Below are 19650 nucleotides of genomic sequence, written 5' to 3'. Positions count from 1 at the left end.
CGTGCGCGCTCGTCTGCGGCGGGGCCTCGGCGCGGAGGCCGGCATGGTCACCGCCGAGACCGCCGTCGTCCTGCCGGTGCTCCTGCTGGTGCTCGTGGGCGCGCTGGCCGCGGTGACCGTGGTCGGCGCCCAGCTGCGCTGCGTCGACGCGGCCCGGGAGGGCGCGCGGGCGGCGTCGCGCGGCGAGGACGTGGCCGTGGTGACCGGTTGGGCCGGCCGGGCCGCGCCGGAGGGGGCGCGCACCACCGTGACCGCGGCAGCGGACGAGGTCCGGGTGCGGGTGACCGCGGAGGTCGCCCCGCTCGGGCCGCTGCCCTGGCGCGTCACCGTGACCGCCGACGCGGCCGCCCGGTGGGAGCCCGGCGCGGAGCCGGCCGGATGAGGAACGAGCGCGGGTCGGCGACGGTCTGGGTGCTCGCGCTGTCGGCGGTGCTCGCCCTGCTGGCCACGGCCGCCGTCCTGGTCGGGGTAGCGGCGGTCGCCCGGCACCGGGCCGCGGGAGCCGCCGACCTCGCGGCGCTGGCCGCGGCCGGTCGGGCGGTCCTCGGGAACCCGGCGGCCTGCCCCGCGGCTGCGGAGGTCGCGGCCACCAACGGAGCGGAGCTGACCGGCTGCCGGGTGGGCGAGCACGGGGTCGTGGAGGTCGCGGTGGCCGTTCCCGTGCGGCTGGGCCGGCTCGGGGTCCACACGGCGCACGGCCGCGCCCGCGCCGGCCCTGGGGCCCCGGGGTGAACGGCCTCCGGTCAGAAGACCAGGTCGTCCTCCTCGGCCGCTCCGGCCCGGACCTCGGCGACGGTGGTCGGCCCGTCGTCCTCGTCGCCGTCGTCCGGCTCGGTCCCGCCGCGCTCGTCGGCGGAGGCCAGCTCGTCGAGGACGGCGTCGAGCACCCGCACCGCGCCGGCCTTGTCCAGCGGGTCGTTGCCGTTCCCGCACTTGGGCGACTGCACGCACGACGGGCAGCCGCTCTCGCACTCGCAGCTGGCCACCGTGGCCCGCGTCGCCTGCAGCCAGCGCCGCAGCGCCGCGTACCCCCGCTCGGCGAAGCCCGCCCCACCCGGGTGGCCGTCGTAGACGAAGATCGCCGCAGTGCCGGTGTCGGGGTGGAGCGCGGTGGACAGGCCACCGAGGTCCCAGCGATCGCAGGTGGCCAGCAGCGGCAGGATGCCGATCGCGGCGTGCTCGGCCGCGTGCAGCGAACCGGGCAGCGCCGCGTCCTCGACCTCCGCCCGCTGCACGGCGCGGGAGTCGAGGGCCAACCACACCGCCTTGGTGCGCAGCTGGCGCGGGGGCAGGTCGAGGGCGAACTCCGCAAGCACCTCGCCGGTGCCCAGCCGCCGCCGCTGGTAGGCGACCACCTGGTTGGTCACGTCGACGACGCCGGTGTGCGCGGTGACCGTGCCCAGCGGCCGGGTCTGCTCGATCGAGACGATGGCCAGGTCGGTGACGTCGCGGGCCACGGTCGTCCAGTCGGGCGTCTCCGGGTGCACGACGGCGCAGGCGTCCTCGACGTCGAACTCGTCGACGACGAAGGTGTCGCCCCGGTGCACGTAGAGGGCGCCCTCGTGCACGGTCGAGTGCGCGGCACCGCCGTCGACGGTGCCGAGCAGCCGCCCGGTGCCCCCCTCGATGATCGCGACCGGCTGGTCCCCGCTGCCGCGGATGTCGACGTCGGGGCGGCCTCGCCCGGCCCAGTACCAGCCGGTGGGCCGCCGCCGGAGCTGACCGGCGGCCACCAGTTCGTCGAGCTGCGCCTCGGCGACCGGGCCACCGAAGTCGGCGAGGTCCGCAGGCACCAGCGGGAGCTCGGCGGCGGCGCAGCACAGCTGCGGGCCGAGCACGTAGGGGTTGGCCGGATCGGTGACGGTGGCCTCGATCGGCCGGCCGAACACCGCCCGGGGGTGGTGGGCCAGGTAGTGGTCCAGCGGGTCGTCGCGGGCGACGAAGACGACCAGCGACTCCCGCTGCGCCCGGCCGGCCCGGCCGGCCTGCTGCCACAGCGAGGCCAGTGTGCCGGGGTAGCCGGCGAGCACCACGGCGTCGAGCCCGGCGATGTCGATGCCGAGCTCCAGGGCGTTGGTGGTGGCGACGCCGAGCAGGTCGCCGGCGGAGAGGGCCCGTTCCAGCTCGCGCCGCTCCTCGGGCAGGTATCCGCCGCGGTAGGAGTCGACCCGGCGCACCAGGTCACCGCGCCCGCGGTCGGCCAGGATCCGGCGCGCCTGCTCAGCCACCGACTCGGCGCTGCGCCGCGACCGTACGAACGCCAGCGTCCGCGCGCCCCGCTCGACCAGGTCGGCGAGCAGGCCGGCGGCATCGGCGGCGGCCGACCGGCGCAGCGGCGCCCCGTGCTCGCCGGTGCGCTCGGTGAGCGGGGGCTCCCACAGCGCGAAGGTGGCTCCGGGGCGCGGGGAGCCGTCGTCGGTCACCGCGACGACGTCCTCGCCGACCAGCCGGGTCGCCGCGGCCGCGGGGTCGGCGACCGTGGCCGACGCCAGCACGAACACCGGCTCGGCGCCGTACCGCCGGCAGATCCGCCGGAGCCGGCGCAGCACGTGGCCGACGTGCGAGCCGAAGACCCCGCGGTAGGCGTGGCACTCGTCGATGACCACGTAGGCCACCCGCCGCAGGGTGCTCGACCAGCGCTGGTGGGCCGGCAGGATCCCGCGGTGCAGCATGTCGGGGTTGGTGACGACCCAGCGGGAGTGCCGCCGCACCCAGTCGCGCTCCTCGGCCGGGGTGTCGCCGTCGTAGGCCGCCGGCCGCACCGAGGGGTCGGCCAGCGCGGCCACCGACGCCAGCTGGTCGCGGGCCAGCGCCTTGGTCGGCGCCAGGTAGAGGACGCAGGCCCGCGGGTCCTCGGCCAGCCGGGTCAGCGCCGGAAGCTGGTAGGCCAGCGACTTCCCCGACGCGGTCCCGGTGGCGACGACGACGTGGCGGCCCTCCCGGGCCAGCTGCGCGGCCGCCACCTGGTGCTGCCACGGCGCCCGGACGCCCCGGGCCGCCAGCCGCTCGCGGAGCCCGGGCTCCGTCCACGCCGGCCAGTCCTGGGTGCGGCTCTCCCGCACCGGGACGTGGTGCACGTGCGTGACGGGCCGCTCGTCGTCGGCGGTGTGCGCCAGCAGGTCGGTCAGCAGCTCGCCGCCGGGCGGCAGGGCGCCCGCGCCCGGCCCGCCGGGGGACGCCCCACCTGCCCGGTCCTCGCGCGCGAGGTCGTCGTCCGGGCCGGGAGGGGTGGCCGACCGGACCGGGTGGATCGTGGTCACGCGAACTCCTCGCTGGCGCTCGTCGTCCGCGCCCCCAGGGCTGCTGTCTGTCCGGGTGACCTCGCGAGCTCGGTCACCTCCCCACTGTCACACCTTCCGGCAAGCCGCCGCTGCGCCCGCCGAGGAGGCAGAGCGCGAGACGGTCTCACCAGGCGTGATCTCCCTTACACTTCCGGCGTCCTCGCCCCGGCCGGTCCCGGTCGGTACGCAGGACGCCGACCTCCGCCGATCCGGGGAGCACGGCGCCTCCCGGGCGGCCGCCGATGCTTGGAGGACACATGCCCGACGGTTCGCTGTCCGGCGGGGAGACGGCGCTGGTCGCCGTGATCCTCGTCATCTCCCTGGCCGCCCTGGCCTTCGCCGCCTACCTGGTCCGCGCGGTCGTCGCCGCCGATCAGGGCACGGAGAAGATGCAGGAGATCGCACGTGCGGTGCAGGAGGGAGCGGCGGCCTACCTGCGCCGGCAGTTCCGCACCCTCGCCGTCTTCGCCGTGATCGTCTTCGCCCTGCTGCTGGTCCTCCCGGTGGCCGACGGCGGGCTGGGCACGCGGCTGGGCCGGGCGGTGTTCTTCCTCGTCGGCGCGCTGTTCTCGGCGCTGGTGGGCTTCATCGGCATGACGCTGGCCACCCGCGGCAACGTCCGGGTGGCCGCGGCGGCCCGCGACGGCGGCTACCGGCCGGCCTTCCGCATCGCGTACCGCACCGGCGGCGTCTGCGGGATGATCACCATCGGTCTGGGCCTCTTCGGCGCCGCGCTGGTCCTGCTGCTCTTCGACGACACCGCGCCGGTGGTCCTCGAGGGCTTCGGCTTCGGCGGCGCGCTGCTGGCGATGTTCATGCGCGTCGGGGGCGGCATCTTCACCAAGGCCGCCGACGTCGGTGCCGACCTGGTGGGCAAGGTGGAGGCCGGCATCCCCGAGGACGACCCGCGCAACGCCGCGACCATCGCCGACAACGTCGGCGACAACGTCGGCGACTGCGCCGGCATGGCCGCCGACCTCTTCGAGTCCTACGCCGTCACCCTGGTGGCGGCGCTCATCCTGGGTCAGGTCTTCTTCGGCTCGGTGGGCATGGTCTTCCCGCTCGTGGTGGCCGCGATCGGCGTCATCGCCTCGGTCGTGGGCATCCTGGCCACCAACCCGGGCAAGAACGACCGCAACGGCCTGGCCCCCATCAACCGCGGCTTCTTCGTCTCCGCCGCGGTGTCGCTGCTGCTGGTCGCGGTCGCCGCGTTCACCGTGCTCCCCGACACCGGCGGCGGCACGGACCTGCCGGTCAGCCCGCAGGTGCTCGGCCTCGTGGCCGTGCTCGTCGGCGTGGTCCTGGCCGCGGCCATCCAGCAGCTCACCGGCTACTTCACCGAGACCAGCCGCAAGCCGGTCAAGGACGTCGGCCGCAGCTCCCTCACCGGGCCGGCCACGGTCATCCTCTCGGGCATCTCGCTCGGGCTGGAGTCGGCGGTCTACGCCGCGCTGCTCATCGGCGGCGCGGTCTACGGCGCCTTCCTCATCGGCGGCGGCGCCGCTCTCTACGCGGTCGCGCTCGCCGGGTGCGGGCTGCTGACCACGGCCGGCGTGATCGTCTCCATGGACACCTTCGGCCCGGTCAGCGACAACGCCCAGGGCATCGCCGAGATGTCCGGCGACATCGACGCCGACGGCGCCCGGGTGCTCACCGACCTCGACGCCGTCGGCAACACCACCAAGGCGATCACCAAGGGCATCGCCATCGCCACCGCGGTCCTCGCCGCGACGGCGCTGTTCGGCTCCTACAACGCCCAGGTCGACGCCGCGCTGGCCGACGCGGGGACCACGCTCGGGAACGCCTTCAGCCTGGTGAACCCGAACAACGTCGTCGGCGCGGTGCTGGGCGCCGCGGTGGTCTTCTTCTTCTCCGGGCTCGCCATCAGCGCCGTGTCGCGGGCGGCCGGCCGGGTCGTGTTCGAGGTGCGGGAGCAGTTCCGCACCCACCCCGGGATCATGACCTACGAGGAGCGGCCGGACTACAGCAAGGTCGTCGACATCTGCACCAAGGACTCGTTGCGCGAACTGGCCACGCCGGGCCTGCTGGCGGTGCTCGCCCCGGTGGCCGTGGGCTTCGGGCTGGGCATCGGCCCGCTGGCCGCCTACCTCGTCGGCGCGATCGCGGCCGGCACCCTCATGGCGGTGTTCCTCTCGAACTCCGGTGGCGCCTGGGACAACGCCAAGAAGATGGTGGAGGACGGCAGCTACGGCGGGAAGGGCAGCGAGGCCCACGCGGCCACCGTCATCGGCGACACCGTGGGCGACCCGTTCAAGGACACCGCCGGCCCGGCGATCAACCCGCTGATCAAGGTGATGAACCTGGTGGCGCTGCTCATCGCGCCCGCGGTGGTCGCCCTGTCGGTGGGGGAGGACGCCAACACCCCGGTCCGGGTGGCGATCGCGCTCGCCGCGGTGGTCGTCGTCGTCGCCGCGGTGGTGGTCTCCAAGCGCCGCTCGGTCGTCGTGGGCGAGACGTCGTCGGCGCCGGACGGCACGCGGCTCACCACCGCGGCCCCCTGACCGCCCGCCTGCCGTCGCGGGGGCGACCGACCCCGTGGCCGGGACAGCCTCTGCCCGGGCCGGGAACACCGCCGCAGCAGCCACGTTGGTGCCGATGACGGCACGCCCACCGAGGGTCGCGCCCGGCGGCCCGGCCGCGGGGTGGCTTACCGTGGCCCGCCGAGGGGCGTTGCGCGGTGGCGCCCGTCCGGTCCCGGAGCCCCGGGCCCGGTGCACCAGGGCCACCTGGTGCGGACCGGTACGCCGCGCCCGCACGACCTCAGCACCACCGACAGGAGTCCCGTGCCCACGAAGACCACCAAGCCCGCCGCCGAGAGCGACCCGACGACCGGCGGGGCGGCGAAGACGCCTGCCCGCCGGGGGTCGGCCGCGCCCGGCGGCAGGCCGCTGGTCATCGTGGAGTCGCCGACCAAGGCCAACAAGATCGCCGGCTACCTCGGCAGCGGCTACGTGGTCGAGGCGAGCGTCGGCCACATCCGCGACCTGCCGCGCAACGCCGCCGACGTGCCGGCCGAGCACAAGGGCGCGGCGTGGGCCCGGCTCGGGGTCGACGTCGACAACTCCTTCGAGCCGCTCTACGTGGTCAGCCCCGACCGCAAGCAGCAGGTCACCCGGCTCAAGCAGCTGGTGAAGGAGGCCAGCGAGGTCTACCTCGCGACAGACGAGGACCGCGAGGGCGAGGCCATCGCCTGGCACCTGGTCGACACCCTGAAGCCGCGCGTGCCGGTGCGCCGGATGGTCTTCCACGAGATCACCCCCGAGGCCATCGCCCGCGCCGTCGCCAACCCCCGCGAGCTCGACACCGACCTGGTCGACGCCCAGGAGACCCGGCGCATCCTCGACCGCCTCTACGGCTACGAGGTCAGCCCGGTGCTCTGGAAGAAGGTGCTGCCCAAGCTGTCGGCCGGCCGCGTCCAGTCGGTGGCCACCCGGATCGTCGTGGAGCGCGAGCGGGAGCGGATGGCCTTCACCTCGGCCGACTACTGGTCGCTGGAGGGCACCTTCGCGGTCACCGGCCGCGCCGCCGGGGCCGACGAGGGCGAGCCCACCACGGTGCGGGCCAAGCTGGTCAGCGTCGACGACAGCCGGGTCGCCACCGGCCGCGACTTCGACGCCGCCACCGGCCGCACCACCGGCGAGGTCGTGCACCTCGACGAGGCGGGCGCCCGCGGCCTGGCCGCCCGGCTCGAGGGTCGCCAGGTGAGCGTCAGCCGGGTCGACGAGAAGCCCTACCGCCGTCGTCCGTACGCGCCGTTCACCACCTCGACCCTGCAGATGGAGGCCGGTCGCAAGCTCGGCTGGTCCTCCGCGCAGACGATGCGGGTGGCGCAGCGGCTGTACGAGAACGGCCACATCACCTACATGCGCACCGACTCGACCAACTTGTCCGACGAGGCGATCAACGCCGCCCGTCAGCAGGCGCGCGAGCTGTACGGCGACGCATACGTGCCCACCGAAGCCCGGCGCTACAAGAGCAAGGCCAAGGGCGCCCAGGAGGCGCACGAGGCCATCCGCCCGGCCGGCGACAGCTTCCGCACACCCGGCCAGCTCGCGGCCGGCCTCGCCCGGGACGAGTTCCGGCTCTACGAGCTGATCTGGCAGCGCACCGTCGCCTCGCAGATGGCCGACGCCGTCGGCCAGACCGTCAGCGTCCGGCTGGCCGGCCGCAGCAGCACCGACGAGGCGGTCGAGTTCACCGCCAGTGGCCGCACGATCACCTTCCCCGGCTTCCTGCGCGCCTACGTCGAGTCCCGCGACGAGGGCGCCGCGAAGGACGGCGACGACGACCACGGCAGCGACGACGCCGAGCGCCGGCTGCCCCGCCTGGAGCGCGGCCAGCAGCTGGACACCCAGGCGCTGGACGCCAAGGGCCACACCACCCAGCCGCCGTCGCGCTACACCGAGCCGAGCCTGGTCGCCCGGCTGGAGGAACTGGGCATCGGCCGACCCTCGACCTTCGCGTCGATCATGCAGACCATCCAGGACCGCGGGTACGTCTGGAAGAAGGGCAACGCGCTCGTTCCCTCCTTCGTGGCGTTCGCGGTGGTCAACCTGCTGGAGCAGTACTTCACCCAGCTCGTCGACTACGACTTCACCGCCTCGCTGGAGGAGGAGCTCGACGAGATCGCCGGCGGCAACCTGCAGCGCGTCACCTGGCTGACCGAGTTCTACTTCGGCGGCGAGGGCCGGCACGCCGGGGCCATCGCCCAGTCCGGTGGGCTCAAGCACGTCATCGGCCAGCGGCTGGAGGAGATCGACGCCCGCGGCATCAACTCGATCCCGCTGCGCGCCACCGACCCCGAGGGCCGCCCGGTCGTCGTCCGGGTCGGCCGCTACGGGCCGTACCTGCAGGCCGGGGACGACGGCGGCCGGGTGAGCATCCCCGAGGACCTTGCGCCCGACGAGCTGACCGAGGAGAGGGTCCGCCAGCTGCTCGAGGCGCCCTCGGGCGACCGGGAGCTGGGCACCGACCCGGAGTCGGGGCACCCGGTCGTGGTCAGGGCCGGCCGCTACGGCCCGTACGTCACCACCGTCGTGCCCGAGGACAGCAAGGAGTCGCCGCGGACGGCGAGCCTGTTCTCCTCCATGTCGCCGGAGACGGTCACGATCGACGACGCCCTGAAGCTGCTGACGCTGCCGCGCACCGTGGGCACCGCGCCGGACGGCGAGGAGATCCAGGCGCTCAACGGCCGCTACGGGCCCTACCTGAAGAAGGGCACCGACTCCCGCTCGCTGGACGGCGAGGAGAAGCTCTTCACCGTCACCCTCGACGAGGCGCTGGCGCTCTTCGCCCAGCCGAAGCAGCGCGGGCGGGCGGCGGCCAAGGCCCCGCTCAAGGAGCTCGGCCCCGACCCGGTCACCCAGGGGCAGGTCACGGTGCGAGAGGGCCGCTTCGGGCCCTACGTGACCGACGGCGAGACCAACGCCAGCCTGCGCAAGGGCGACGACGTCGAGTCGATCACCATCGAGCGGGCGGCCGAGCTGCTGGCCGACCGCCGTGCGCGCGGCCCGGCGACCAAGAAGAAGGCTGCGAAGAAGACCACCGCCACGAAGGCGGCGGCGAAGAAGACGACCGCGAAGAAGACCGCGGCGGCGAAGAAGACGACCGGGAAGAAGACGGCCGCCCCGGTCACCGCGGGCTGATCCGGTGCCGTCGCCGGAGGACGACGCGCTGCGGGCCCGGGCGCGCTCGTTCGGGGTGGTCGCGGCCGGGTACGCCACGCTGCGCCCGACCTACCCGGCCGACGCGGTCGCCTTCGTCGTCGGCCGGGACCGGTCGCTCGACGTGCTCGACGTCGGCGCCGGGACCGGTCTGCTGACGGCGGTGCTGCGGGACTTGGGGCACCGGGTCCGTGCGGTCGACCCGTCCCCGGAGATGCTCGCCGAGCTCACCGCCCGCCTGCCCGGGATCGCCACGGCCGTCGGGTCGGCCGAGGAGCTCCCGGCCGGCGACGGTTCGGTGGATGCCGTCGTGGCCGGGCAGGCGGCGCACTGGTTCGACCCGGTGCCGGCGGCGCGGGAGATCGGCCGCGTGCTGCGCCCCGGCGGGATTCTCGGCCTGATCTGGAACACCCGCGACGACCGCGTGCCCTGGGTCGCCGCGCTGGAGGAGCTGATCGCGGACGCGTCGCGCGGGCACGAGGCCGACCAGAAGGTCGTCGACCGGTTCGCCCGGGAGCTGGCGGCCGACGTGCAGCTGACCGAGTCGGGCACGGTGCAGCGGGTACCCCCCGAGGACGTGGTCGGCGGCATCGCGACCCGCAGCTACGTGGCGGTCATGGACGACGCCCGCCGCGAGCAGTTCCTGGGGGAGGTCAGGCGGCTGCTGGCCGACCACCCCGGCACGCGGGGGCGCCCGGAGGTCGAGCTGCCCTACCGCGCGCACGCCTACCGGCTCACCCCTCGCTGAGCGGCTCCAGGGAGCCGACGGCGAAGACGCGCCGGAAGGGCAGCAGCGTCGTCCCGTCGGCTCGGGGCGGGTAGGCCGTCCGCAGCGCGGCGGCGTAGGCGTCGGTGAACCGGCCGGCATCCGCGTCGTCGAGCCGGGCGAGCACGGGCCGCAGGACGGTGGACCGGACCCACGCCAGCACCGGGTCGGGTCCGGAGAGGACGTGCAGGTACGTCGTCTCCCAGACGTCGGCCGACAGCCCGGCCGCGGTGAGCACCTCGGCGTAGCCGGCGGGTTCCAGCACGGCGTCGGCCCGGGGCGCCACGTCGGCGAGCCGGTCGGCCCACTCCGCCGACCGGCACAGCGCGGCCAGCAGGGCGTGCGTGGGCGCGCGGAAGTTGCCCGGCACCTGGACGGCGAGCCACCCAGCCGGTGCCAGGTGCCCGGCCCAGCGGGCCATCAGGTCCGGGTGCCCGTCTACCCAGTGCAGGACGGCGTTGCTGACGACGACGTCGACCGGCCCGGCCGGCGCCCAGTCGCGCACGTCGCCGAGCTCGAAGGCGACCCGGCCCGGCAGCGCCCACGCCGTCGCGGCGGCCAGCATCTCGGGGGAGGAGTCGACGCCGGTGACGCGCGCGGCCGGCCAGCGCCGGGCCAGCGAGGCGGTGAGGGGGCCTTCCCCGCAGCCGAGGTCCACGACGCGGCGCGGCGACTCCGCACCCACCCGGGAGAGCAGGTCGGCGAACGGCCGGGCGCGTTCCCCGGCGAAGCGCAGGTAGGTGTCCGGCTGCCAGCGGCCGGGTGAAGAGCCGCCGACCGGGTTTGTCGGATCCCCTGCCGCGGTCATCGTCCCCGACCCTAGCGGCGGCGTCACGGGGCAGCGGAACAGCAGGTAGCGCATCCGCTGCCGGGTGGTGAGTCGGCGAAATCGTCGCGGCGGCCCGGTACCGTGACCCCGCCGCGGCCTGCTCCGCCCCGCCGACCACCGACTCTGGGAGCTCACGATTCCGGCCGACCCGACCGCACCGGTACCACCACCGCCCGACGAGTCGGTGGTGGCCGTTCCGGTCGAGGACCCGGCCACGCCGGGTGACGGCCTGCCCCCGGCCGGCACACCCGTGCCGCCGGACGCGCCGCCGCCGCTGCCCGAGGACGCTCCCGGGGCGGATGCCGTGCACGGTTCCGACGGCGACAGCGGCGTCGGGCAGGTGGCGAAGATCCGCGCGGTCCTGCGGATCCCCGACTTCCGCAAGCTGTGGCTGTCGATGTCGTTGTCCAGCTTCGGCGACTGGCTGGGCCTGCTCGCGATCACCGCGACCGCCACGATGGCCTTCGAGGACTACGCCGCGCAGAACTACGCCCTCGGCGGGGTGCTGCTGTTCCGGCTGCTGCCGGCGATCGTCCTGGGCCCGCTCGCCGGCGCGTTCGCCGACCGGTTCGACCGGCGCAAGACGATGGTGATCACCGACATCTTCCGCTTCGGGCTGTTCGCCTCGATCCCGATCGTCGACAACCTGCTCTGGCTGTTCATCGCCCAGTTCGTCATCGAGGCCTTCAGCCTGTTCTGGATCCCGGCCAAGGACGCCGCCGTCCCGAACATGCTGCGCAAGGACCAGCTGGAGCCGGCCAACCAGCTGTCCCTGGTCACCACCTACGGCCTGACCCCGGTCCTCGCCGCCGTCGTCTACGCGGTGCTCACCAGCGTGGGCAGCCGGGTCAGCGACGTGCTGCCGGGCGTCAACGAGGTCGACCTGGCCCTGTACCTCAACGCCCTCACGTTCCTGGTCGCCGCCGTGGTCATCTGGAACCTCCCCTCGATCAGCGGTCGCCGCGCCGCCGGGGCGGTCGTGGGCCAGCAGGAGAGCTTCCTGGGCTCGCTGGTCAAGGGCTTCTCCTTCGCCGGCCACACCCGGCTGGTGCGGGGCCTGGTCGTGGGCATCACCGGAGCCTTCGTCGCGGCGGGCGCGATCATCGCGACCGGGCAGGCCTACGTCTTCGCGCTGGGCGGCGGCCAGGCGGCCTACGGGCTGCTGTTCGGCGCCGTCTTCGTCGGCCTCGGCCTGGGCATCGGGATCGGTCCGAGCGTCGCCCGGGACCTGGCCCGCGAGCGCATCTTCGGGGTGTCGATCGTCGGCGCCGGGATCGTGGTGCTGCTGCTGTCCTGGTCCCCCGCGCTGTGGATCTCCCTGCTGCTGGTCGTCGTCATGGGCTTCTTCGCCGGCATGGCGTACCTCGCCGGCTTCACCCTGATCGGCACCGAGGTGGAGGACTCGATCCGCGGTCGCACCTTCGCGATCGTGCAGTCACTGGTCCGGGCGGCGCTCATCCTGTCCCTCGGCCTCGTGCCGTTCGGGGTCGGGGCGCTCGGGCAGCACGAGGTCGACCTCGGCGCGGTCACGCTGCCGCTCTCCGGCGAGCGGATCATGCTGTTCGCAGCCGGGCTGCTGGCCGTCTGCGTCGGCGTGCTGGCCTACCGGCAGATGGACGACGGTCGTCCGGTGCCGCTGCTCGCCGACGTCGTGACGGCGCTGCGCCGGGACACCACCGCCCGCCGCCGGTTGGCCGGCGGCGGGGTGCTCATCGCCTTCGAGGGCGGGGAGGGGGCCGGCAAGTCCACGCAGGTGCGCCGGCTGCAGGAGTGGCTGACCCACGAGGGGCTGGTCGCGCGGGCCTCGTTCGAGCCCGGGGCGACGCCGTCCGGGGCCGGGATCCGGTCCATCGTCCTGGACAAGGCGCACACCGGCATCGCGCCGCGGTCGGAGGCCCTGCTCTACGCCGCCGACCGGGCGCAGCACGTGCAGGACGTGCTGCGGCCGGCACTGGACGCCGGCGAGGTGGTGATCACCGACCGGTTCATCGACAGCTCGCTGGCCTACCAGGGCGCCGGGCGCACGATCCCGCTCGACGACGTCCGGATGCTCTCCCGCTGGGCGACCCAGGGGCTGCGGCCCGATCTCACGGTGCTGCTCGACCTGCCGCCGGAGGTGGGGCTGGCACGGGCCCGCGGCCGGGCGGCCGCTGACCGGCTGGAGTCGGAGTCCCTGGAGTTCCACCAGCGGGTGCGCCAGACGTTCTGTGCGCTGGCCGAGTCCGAGCCGGACCGGTACCTGGTGCTCGACGCGCGCAAGTCACCCGACGAGATCGCCGCCGCCATCCGCGTGCGGGTCGCGCAGCTGCTGTCCGGCCTCCCGCTGCAGACGCTCGCCCAGCCGGCCGAGCAGGCCCGCACGGCGCCCGCGCCCCGCCACGACGAGAAGGCGGAGCCGGTGGGCCACCGCCCGCACGCGCAGACCGGCTCGACCACCCAGCTCCACCCGTGACCGCGCCGGTGACGGCGCCCACCGAGGGCGTCTGGACCCAGGTGGTCGGCCAGCCGGCCGTGGTGGCCGAGCTGCGGGCGGCGATCGCCGACCCGGCGGCGATGACCCATGCCTGGCTCTTCACCGGGCCGCCCGGCTCCGGACGGTCGGTGGCCGCGCGCGCGTTCGCCGCCGCGCTGCAGTGCCCCGCGGGCGGGGACGGCACCTGCCACGCCTGCCGGACCGTGCTGGCCGGCACGCACGCCGACGTGCACGTCATCGTTCCCGACGGGCTCTCGATCGGCGTGCTCGAGGCTCGCGAACTGGTGCGGGTGGCGGGGCGGGCGCCGTCCCAGGGCCGCTGGCAGATGATCATCGTCGAGGACGCCGACCGGATGAGCGAGGCGGCCGCCAACGCCGTGCTCAAGATGATCGAGGAACCGCCGCCGCGGACCGTGGTGATGCTCTGCGCGCCCAGCCTGCACCCGGACGACGTGCCGGTCACCATCCGGTCCCGCTGCCGGGTCGTCGCGCTGCGCACCCCGACGGTGGACGCCATCGCGGAGGTGCTGGTGCGGCGCGACGGCATCGACCCGGCGCTCGCCGCCTGGTCGGCGGCCGCCTCGGGCGGGCACGTCGGCCGGGCCCGGCGGCTGGCCCGCGACGAGGAGGCGCGGATGGTGCGCAAGGCGGTGCTCGACGTCCCGCTCCGGCTGGTCTCGCTGGCCGCGTGCCTCGACGCCGCCGACGACCTCGTCGGCTCGGCCAAGGAGGAGACCGAGGCCGCCACCGGGGCGCTCGACGGCGCCGAGACGGAGGCCCTGAAGACGAGCCTGGGCATGGGTGCGCGGGGTCCGGGCGTCGTCGCGGCGAGCCGGGGCGGCGCCGGCCAGCTCAAGGAGCTCGAGCGCCGGCAGAAGTCCCGGGCGACCCGCATCGGACGGGACTCGCTCGACCGGGCCCTGGTCGACCTCGCGGGGCTCTACCGCGACGCGCTGGTGCTCGACACCGCACCCGCGGAAAAGCTCCCGCTCACCCACCCGGACCGCCGCGCCGACGCCGAGGAGCTGGCGCGCCGGATCGGTGCCGAGGGGGCGCTGCGCCGCATCGACGCCATCCTGGCCTGCCGCGAGGCGCTGGAGCAGAACGTGAAGCCCCAGGTGGCCCTGGAGGCGCTCACCGTGGCGCTGCGCCTGCCCTCGTGAGGCCCCCGGCCCCTGCGCGGAGCCGCGCGAGCGGTGTCGTAGGCTGTGCGGGCAGTTCGCCGCCTTAGCTCAGTCGGTAGAGCATCTCACTCGTAATGAGAAGGTCGTCGGTTCGATTCCGACAGGCGGCTCCCACCAGCGGGCTCGTCCACGAGGACGGGCCCGCTGCGTCGTTCGGGGGCCGCGACACCGGTCGGCCCCAGCCCGGGTGCGGACGAGGCGACCCGCGGGCCCGCAGCCGTGCGCATCCGGGCGGCGTTCCGGGCGCGGGACGCGGCCGGCGGGCCTAAGCGCGGGCACGGCTGACGGCGGCACGCCTCCCGGGAGATGTGCCGCCGTCGGTGCGCTCGACGCCCGGACCGAGGACCGGGCGATCGATCAGTGGTGCGCGGATGCCTCCTTGGCGCGCTCGATCGAGGCCAGGATCTCGGCCTCGGCGGCCGCGCGGCCGACCCACTCGGCGCCCTCGACCGACTTGCCCGGCTCGAGGTCCTTGTAGGTCTCGAAGAAGTGCTGGATCTCCAGGCGGTCGAACTCCGACACGTCCTCGATCTCCTTGAGGTGCGCCACCCGCGGGTCCGTCGCCGGCACGCAGAGGACCTTGTCGTCCCCTCCTGCCTCGTCGGTCATGCGGAACATGCCGATGGCCCGGCAGGTGACCAGGCACCCGGGGAACGTCGGCTCCTCGAGGATCACCAGGGCGTCGAGCGGATCGCTGTCCATGCCCAGGGTGTTCTCGATGTAGCCGTAGTCCGCCGGATAGCGGGTGGAGGTGAACAGCATCCGGTCCAAGCGGATGCGTCCGGTCTCATGGTCCAGCTCGTACTTGTTCCGCTGGCCCTTCGGGATTTCTACCGTCACGTCGAACTGCACGAACGTAGTGTGGCCCACGGGGGCCGACCCGGTCGGCGCAGGGCCCCCTCAGGGGGTGGGCACCATCTCGTCGAGCGGATCGACGATCGTCACGGCGAACTACGGGCGCTTCCGCCGGCGCATGGCGATGGGCATCGTGGCGCTGGTCCTGCTCCTCGCCGGCGGCGGCGTCGGGCTGGGCGTCCTGCTGGGCCCCGACGCGGGCTCCGACGGTGACGCCGTCGCCGTCCCCGACGCCCAGCTGCCCGAGCTGGGCGCCGTCGAGCCGGTCCTGGCCGCGCTGTCCGCCGACGCGCCCGTCCCCAGCCCCGCCGTCCTCGAGGCCACGCTGACCCCGCTGGTGACCGGTCCGGCGCTGGGCCCCGGCACCACGGCCCAGGTGGTCGACGTCGCCACCGGCCAGGTGCTCTACGACCAGGACGCCGCGGCGCCCCTGACGCCCGCGTCCACCGTCAAGCTGCTCACCACCGCCGCGGCCCTGATCACCCTGGACCCGGCCGAGCGGTTCGAGACGACGGTCGTCAGCGGCGCGGCCCCCGGAGAGGTTGTGCTCGTCGGGGGAGGGGACCCCACCCTGTCGCGCACCGAACCCTCGCAGACCTACCCGGGGGCGCCCACCATGGCCGACCTCGCCACCCAGGTGGTCGCCGCGCTGCCCGCCGGCACCGCGGTGACCCGCGTGGTCGTCGACAACTCGCTGTTCACCGGCCCGCTCACCGCCGGCGGCTGGGGGCCCGGCGATGCCCCCTCCAGCTACGCCGCACCGATCACCGCCGCCGCCGTCGACGGCGCCCGGGTCAGCCCCGGGGCGACGGCCCGCAGCGGACAGCCCGGCCTCGACGCCGGGGCGGCGCTCGCCGACGCCCTCGGCGCCCCCGGCGCCGCCGTCGTCCTCGGTCAGGCGCCCGCGGACGCGAAGACGCTGGGCACCGTGCAGTCGGCTCCGGTGTCCCGGCTGGTGGAGCAGGCCCTGTCGATGTCGGACAACGTGCTCGCCGAGTCGCTGGCCCGGCAGGTCGCGCTGGCCCGGAACGAGCCGGCCAGCTTCGAGGGCGCCGCGCGCGCCGTCGTCGACGCGCTCGAGGAGGCCGGGCTGGACGTCTCGGGCGTGACCCTCGCCGACGGCAGCGGTCTCGCGCAGGGGAACAGGGTGACCGCCGAGGTGCTCACCGCGGTGATGCGCGGCGCTGCCGACGGCAGCCTGGGCGACGCCTCGGGCCTGCTCGCCGGCCTGCCGGTCGCCGGGTACGACGGCACGCTCGCCGACCGCGGGGACGACGACCCCGCCACCGCGCCGGGCACCGTGCGCGCCAAGACCGGCACGCTGCTGGGGGTCAACGCGCTCGCCGGCACGGTGGTGACCGCGGACGGGCGGCTGCTGGCCTTCGCCGTGGTGGCCGACGAGGCCACCGGCAGCGAGGCGGCGGCGGAGGCGGCGCTCGACCAGATCGCCGCCACCCTCGCCGCCTGCGGCTGCCGCTGAGGACGGAGCCGGTCTCCCGGGCAGGCCGCGCGTACGGTGAGGCGAGATGTGCTTGTCAGCGTGGCGGAGCCGCTCCGCTCCTACACCGGAGGTGGGTCGATGAGCAGCGCCTCCTCGATGGTCGACTGGGACCTCGCCGGACGCACGGCCCGACGCCTGGTGAACTCGGGCCCGCGGACGACGCGGGAGGAGGCCGCCTCCGTCGTCGCCGAGCTGCACCGCGCGGCCGCCACCGCCGTGGCGCACGTCGAGGCGCTCACCGGTCTACGGCCGGTCCCCGGCGGAGCCATCCCCGAGGTGGCGGTCGTCGACCGGCCCGGCTGGGCCGACGCCAACGCCCGTGGCATGGCCGCGCTGCTGGACCCGCTGGTCGACGAGCTCGTCGCGCGCCAGGGCTCCCGGCCCGGCGCCCTGGCCACCGCCATCGGTGCCCGCGCCACCGGCGTGCAGGCAGGAGGGCTGCTCGCCTTCCTGTCCTCCCGGGTCCTCGGGCAGTACGAGATCTTCGGCACCGGCGGCCGGCTGCTCCTGGTGGCCCCGAACATCGTGGCGACCGAGCGGAAGCTCGGCGTCGACCCGTCGGACTTCCGGCTCTGGGTCTGCCTGCACGAGGTGACCCACCAGCTGCAGTTCACCGGGGTCCCGTGGTTGACCGGTTACCTGGAGGAGCAGATCTCGGAGTTCGTGGCCGCCACCGACCTCGCTCCCGACGTGCTGCGCGACCGTCTGCAGGACGTGCTGCGCAGCGTCGCGGACGCGGTGCGGGGCGGCAGCGGCGACGGGAAGCCCGAGGGGCTGATGGCGCTGGTGCGCGACCCCCGCCAGCGCGCGGTCCTCGACCGGGTCACCGCGGTCATGAGTCTGGTCGAAGGGCACGCCGAGTACGTGATGGACGGGGTCGGGCCGGACGTCGTGCCGTCGGTGCGCACGCTGCGCAAGCGGTTCGCCCAGCGGCGCAAGGGCCGCGGCCCGGTCGACCGGGTGCTGCGCCGCCTGCTCGGGCTGGAGCAGAAGATGAAGCAGTACGCCGACGGCCGGACCTTCGTCGGCGGCGTTGTGGACCTCGCCGGCATGGAGGGCTTCAACCGGGTCTGGGAGGGCCCGGCGAACCTGCCGCTGATCGAGGAGCTCACCGCGCCGGAGCTGTGGGTCGAGCGGGTGCTCGGCCGCCCGGCCCTGCCCGCCTGACCGACGCGTGAGCGGGCCACCCCGCGCGGTCGCGGTGCTGCGTCACGCGGTGCGTGCCGGGCTGCGCGGCAGCGACCGGCCGGTGCTCGCCGCCTGCAGCGGGGGAGCGGACTCGATGGCGCTCGCCGCTGCGCTGGCCTTCGAGGCGCGGAGCGCCGGAGTCCGCGTCGGCGGGGTCACCGTCGACCACGGCCTGCAGTCCGCCTCGGACCTGCGCGCCCGCCGGACCGCCGCGGTGCTCGGCGAGCTGGGCCTCGACCCGGTCCTCGTGCTCCCCGTCCGGGTGGGGGACGACGGCGGCCCCGAGGGCGCTGCCCGCAGCGCCCGGTACGCGGCCCTCGCCGACGCGGCCACCGAGCAGGGCGCCCGCGTCGCCCTGGGGCACACGCTCGACGACCAGGCCGAGACCGTGCTCCTGGGGCTGGGCCGCGGCTCCGGGCCGCGCTCGGTCGCCGGCATGGTCCCCGAGCGGGCCGACGGCGCGGTCACCTGGTGGCGCCCGCTGCTGGGCGTGCGCCGCGCGACGGCCCGCCAGTCCTGTGCCGACCAGGGGCTGCCCGTGTGGGACGACCCGTGGAACGCCGACCCCGCCTACACCCGGGTGCGGCTGCGCACCGAGGTGCTGCCGCTGCTGGAGGAGGTGCTGGGTGGCGGGGTGGCGCCCGCGCTGGCCCGCACCGCCGCGCTCCTCCGCGAGGACCTCGACGCCCTCGACGGCCTGGCCGCCACCGAGCTGGCCCGCCTGGCGGCGGAGTCCGCGGACGGCGGCCTGCCCGCCCGTCCGCTGGAGCCGTTGCCCGCCGCGCTGCGCCGCCGGGTGCTGCGGGGCTGGCTGCGCGCGGCCGGCGTCCCCGACCTGCAGGCGGTCCACCTGCGTGCGGTCGAGAGCCTCGTCACCCGGTGGCGGGGGCAGGGGGTCGTGGACCTACCCGGCGGCTCGGGTGTCGCCCGGGCGTCTGGCACTCTGGTGGTGCTGCCGCCGGGAGCCCGGGGCCGCACCCCCGGACCCGCACCCCGTGAGGAGCCCCTCCCGTGACCGAGACAGCCAGCACCCCCGGGCCGCTCGGTCCCGACCACGGCTACGGGCCGGACATCGACCACGTGCTGCTCAGCGAGGAGCAGATCCGGGAGAAGATCGCCGAGCTCGCCGCCCAGGTCGCCGCCGACTACGCGGGCACGGAGGTCCTGCTCGTCGGCGTGCTGAAGGGCGCCGTGCTGTTCATGAGCGACTTCGCCCGCGCCCTGCAGCTGCCCACCCAGATGGAGTTCATGGCGGTGTCGTCCTACGGGTCGTCCACCAGCTCCTCGGGCGTCGTGCGCATCCTCAAGGACCTCGACCGGGACATCACCGGCAAGCACGTGCTGGTCCTCGAGGACATCATCGACTCCGGCCTGACGCTGTCCTGGCTGCTGAAGAACCTCGGTGGCCGCGCGCCTGCGTCCCTCGAGGTCTGCGCGCTGCTGCGCAAGCCCGACGCGGTCAAGGTCGAGGTGCCGGTCAAGTACATCGGCTTCGACATCCCGAACGAGTTCGTCATCGGCTACGGGCTCGACTACGCCGAGCGGTACCGCGACCTGCCCTACATCGGGACGCTCAAGCCCGAGGTGTACCAGTGACACCGTCGTCCTCCGGACGACGACCGCGGCCAACGGCGGTCCCCGGCCTGCGCTGAGCCCGGCCGTCGCATCCGGCGAGGACCCTCCGGGCCCGTCGCCGGGCACGACCCTCGCGGGGCGGCTCGCTCCGGGTGCCGCGACTCGTCGCCGTCCCCCTGTGGCGTCCGGGCGTGTCCTCGGTGCGCTTCGGGGAGCCTCCGGCCCCTGCTCGGCGCGCCGACGGGACGTAGCCCGGCCGGGTGGGGTCCCCAGGTCGCACGCGGGAGTCGGACAGGATCGCCGGTGTACCGTCG

At 75.2% G+C, this 19650-nt stretch carries 14 protein-coding genes and 1 tRNA gene; 12 read left to right on the top strand and 3 right to left on the bottom strand.

What is annotated here, in order from left to right; all coding sequences use genetic code 11:
• Position 1: 1 nt before the first annotated feature.
• Together ACI791_RS05105 and ACI791_RS05100 are read left to right on the top strand one after the other, a co-directional pair.
• A complete protein-coding gene (locus ACI791_RS05105) occupies positions 2 to 382 on the top strand; it encodes a TadE family type IV pilus minor pilin (RefSeq protein ID WP_456585050.1) in 381 nt (126 codons plus the stop codon).
• Positions 379 to 732, top strand: a complete 354-nt coding sequence (locus tag ACI791_RS05100) for an Rv3654c family TadE-like protein (protein WP_456585049.1) — start codon at positions 379 to 381, stop codon at positions 730 to 732. The genes ACI791_RS05105 and ACI791_RS05100 overlap by 4 nt, the downstream gene beginning before the upstream one ends.
• 11 nt (positions 733 to 743) lie before the next feature.
• Here the strand turns inward: ACI791_RS05100 and ACI791_RS05095 are convergent, their stop codons facing one another.
• Positions 744 to 3260 (bottom strand): DEAD/DEAH box helicase, encoded by a 2517-nt coding sequence (locus ACI791_RS05095; RefSeq protein WP_456585048.1) that lies wholly within the window; start codon positions 3258 to 3260, stop codon positions 744 to 746.
• A gap of 278 nt (positions 3261 to 3538) precedes the next feature.
• Here ACI791_RS05095 and ACI791_RS05090 point away from each other — a divergent pair, with 278 nt between their 5' ends.
• The 3 genes from ACI791_RS05090 to ACI791_RS05080 all read left to right on the top strand — a co-directional run bounded on the left by ACI791_RS05090 (position 3539) and on the right by ACI791_RS05080 (position 9713).
• Positions 3539 to 5803 carry a sodium-translocating pyrophosphatase gene (locus ACI791_RS05090; protein ID WP_456585047.1) on the top strand — a complete coding sequence of 755 codons (2265 nt, stop codon included), beginning with the start codon at positions 3539 to 3541 and terminating at the stop codon, positions 5801 to 5803.
• A gap of 282 nt (positions 5804 to 6085) precedes the next feature.
• Positions 6086 to 8947: a type I DNA topoisomerase gene (topA, locus tag ACI791_RS05085; RefSeq protein WP_456585046.1), complete on the top strand. Its 2862-nt coding sequence runs from the start codon at positions 6086 to 6088 to the stop codon at positions 8945 to 8947.
• Positions 8948 to 8951: 4 nt separating this feature from the next.
• Positions 8952 to 9713: a class I SAM-dependent methyltransferase gene (locus tag ACI791_RS05080; RefSeq protein WP_456585045.1), complete on the top strand. Its 762-nt coding sequence runs from the start codon at positions 8952 to 8954 to the stop codon at positions 9711 to 9713.
• Here the strand turns inward: ACI791_RS05080 and ACI791_RS05075 are convergent.
• Positions 9700 to 10539, bottom strand: coding sequence for a trans-aconitate 2-methyltransferase (locus tag ACI791_RS05075; protein WP_456585044.1), 840 nt, complete (start codon positions 10537 to 10539; stop codon positions 9700 to 9702). The two genes, ACI791_RS05080 and ACI791_RS05075, sit on opposite strands and share 14 nt — an antisense overlap.
• A 208-nt stretch (positions 10540 to 10747) precedes the next feature.
• On the opposite strand from ACI791_RS05075, the gene tmk reads away from it, so the two are divergent.
• The 3 genes from tmk (at position 10748) to ACI791_RS05060 (ending at position 14327) form a co-directional block, all read left to right on the top strand.
• Positions 10748 to 13012 carry a dTMP kinase gene (tmk, locus tag ACI791_RS05070; RefSeq protein WP_456585043.1) on the top strand — a complete coding sequence of 755 codons (2265 nt, stop codon included), beginning with the start codon at positions 10748 to 10750 and terminating at the stop codon, positions 13010 to 13012.
• Positions 13009 to 14196: a DNA polymerase III subunit delta' gene (locus ACI791_RS05065; RefSeq protein WP_456585042.1), complete on the top strand. Its 1188-nt coding sequence runs from the start codon at positions 13009 to 13011 to the stop codon at positions 14194 to 14196. Before tmk ends, ACI791_RS05065 begins: the two co-directional genes overlap by 4 nt.
• A 58-nt stretch (positions 14197 to 14254) precedes the next feature.
• Positions 14255 to 14327 (top strand) — tRNA-Thr (locus ACI791_RS05060).
• Between the two features lie 247 nt (positions 14328 to 14574).
• Here ACI791_RS05060 and ACI791_RS05055 read toward each other — a convergent pair.
• A complete protein-coding gene (locus ACI791_RS05055) occupies positions 14575 to 15069 on the bottom strand; it encodes an inorganic diphosphatase (protein WP_347059220.1) in 495 nt (164 codons plus the stop codon).
• A gap of 55 nt (positions 15070 to 15124) precedes the next feature.
• Here ACI791_RS05055 and dacB point away from each other — a divergent pair, with 55 nt between their 5' ends.
• The 4 genes from dacB to hpt all read left to right on the top strand — a co-directional run bounded on the left by dacB (position 15125) and on the right by hpt (position 19357).
• The gene (gene dacB / locus ACI791_RS05050; protein ID WP_456585041.1) at positions 15125 to 16552 is read left to right on the top strand and encodes a D-alanyl-D-alanine carboxypeptidase/D-alanyl-D-alanine endopeptidase; all 1428 of its coding nucleotides are present in this window, start codon (positions 15125 to 15127) and stop codon (positions 16550 to 16552) included.
• A gap of 99 nt (positions 16553 to 16651) precedes the next feature.
• On the top strand, positions 16652 to 17740 hold the full coding sequence (locus ACI791_RS05045; protein WP_456585040.1) for a zinc-dependent metalloprotease: 1089 nt from the start codon (positions 16652 to 16654) through the stop codon (positions 17738 to 17740).
• 7 nt (positions 17741 to 17747) lie between these two features.
• The gene (gene tilS / locus ACI791_RS05040) at positions 17748 to 18776 is read left to right on the top strand and encodes a tRNA lysidine(34) synthetase TilS (protein ID WP_456585039.1); all 1029 of its coding nucleotides are present in this window, start codon (positions 17748 to 17750) and stop codon (positions 18774 to 18776) included.
• Positions 18773 to 19357, top strand: coding sequence for a hypoxanthine phosphoribosyltransferase (gene hpt, locus ACI791_RS05035; protein WP_347059226.1), 585 nt, complete (start codon positions 18773 to 18775; stop codon positions 19355 to 19357). Before tilS ends, hpt begins: the two co-directional genes overlap by 4 nt.
• The last annotated feature ends 293 nt before the right edge of the window (positions 19358 to 19650 follow it).

This window comes from Blastococcus sp. SYSU DS0973, from assembly GCF_054051055.1.
This window is presented reverse-complemented; position numbering and strand designations above follow the sequence as displayed.